The 1,478-nt window shown below is 71.1% G+C and carries 1 protein-coding gene; it reads left to right on the top strand.

What is annotated here, in order from left to right; translation table 11 throughout:
• The coding region (locus AWC03_RS24000) for a non-ribosomal peptide synthetase (protein ID WP_142278505.1) at nucleotides 1-1,478 on the top strand (1,478 nt) is incomplete at both ends.

A 1,478-nucleotide genomic window follows, 5' to 3' on the forward strand; every position in this document is an offset into this window, starting at 1 on the left:
GCTGACGCGGCCGTGGGTGCCGGTGTCGATTCCGGCGTTGTTCGCCGCGCAGGTGGCCCGTAGTCCGTTGGCGACGGCGGTGAGGTTTGAGGGTCGGTCGGTGACGTATCGGGAGCTCGATGAGGCGTCGAACCGGTTGGCGCATGCGTTGATTGGCCGCGGCGCGGGTCCGGGGGAGTCGGTGGCGGTGCTGTTGGAGCGTTCGGCCGAGGCGATCGTGGCGATCCTGGGGGTGCTCAAGTCGGGGGCGGCGTATCTGCCGATCGACCCGGCGTTGCCGGCGGCGCGCATCGAGTTCATGCTCGCCGATACCGCGCCGGTGGCGGCGGTGAGCACCGCGGCGCTGGCCGAGAAGCTGTCCGCTCGCGTGCTGCCGATCGTCGACGTGCACAGCCCGGCCCTGCAGACCCAGCCGGCCACCGCGTTGCCGGGGCCCGATCCGGAGGATGTCGCGCACATCATCTACACGTCGGGGACCACGGGGGTGCCCAAGGGGGTGGCGGTCACTCACGCCAATGTGACGCGGTTGTTCGACGCGCCGGCGGTGGGGGTGGCGTTGGCGCCGGAGCAGGTGTGGACCCAGTTCCATTCGTATGCCTTCGATTACTCGGTGTGGGAGATCTGGGGTGCGTTGCTGCATGGTGGGCGGTTGGTGGTGGTGCCCGAGGCGGTGGCCCGCTCGCCCAAGGATTTCCATGCGTTGTTGGTCGCCGAGCGGGTCACGGTGTTGAGTCAGACCCCGGCGGCGGTGCGGATGCTCTCACCGCAGGGTTTGGATTCCACGGCGCTGGTGATCGGGGCCGAGCCGGTGCCCGCGGAGTTGGTGGATCGCTGGGCGCCGGGGCGGGCGATGATGAACGTCTACGGGCCGACCGAGAGCACGATCTTCGCTACCGCCAGTGCCCCGTTGGCCGCGAAATCGGGGGCGCCGGCGATCGGGTCGGCGGTGCCCGGGGCGGGGTTGTTTGTGCTGGACGGTTGGTTGCGGCCGGTGCCGGCCGGGGTGGTCGGTGAGTTGTATGTGGCCGGTCGCGGGGTGGGGCTGGGGTATGTGCGCCGGGCGGGGTTGACCGCCTCGCGGTTCGTGGCGTGCCCGTTCGGCGGGCCCGGTGCGCGGATGTATCGGACGGGCGATCTGGTGTGCTGGGGCGCCGATGGGCAGCTGCGGTATGTGGGGCGCGCCGACGAGCAGGTCAAGATCCGCGGCTATCGCATCGAGGTCGGCGAAGTCCGCTCGGCGCTGGCCGCCCTGGACGGTGTCGAGGACGCGGTGGTGATCGTGCGCGAGGACCGTCCCGGCGACAAGCGCCTGGTCGGCTACCTCACCGGCACCGCCGACCCCGACGGGGTGCGCACCGCGCTGGCCCAGCGGCTGCCCGGTTACATGGTCCCGGCCGCCATCGTCGCCCTCGAGTCCCTGCCGATGACCCTCAACGGCAAACTCGACACCCGCGCCCTGCCCGCACCCGAATACACCG

Origin of the sequence: Mycobacterium europaeum, from assembly GCF_002102155.1 — a bacterium.
GTDB lineage: Bacteria > Actinomycetota > Actinomycetes > Mycobacteriales > Mycobacteriaceae > Mycobacterium > Mycobacterium europaeum.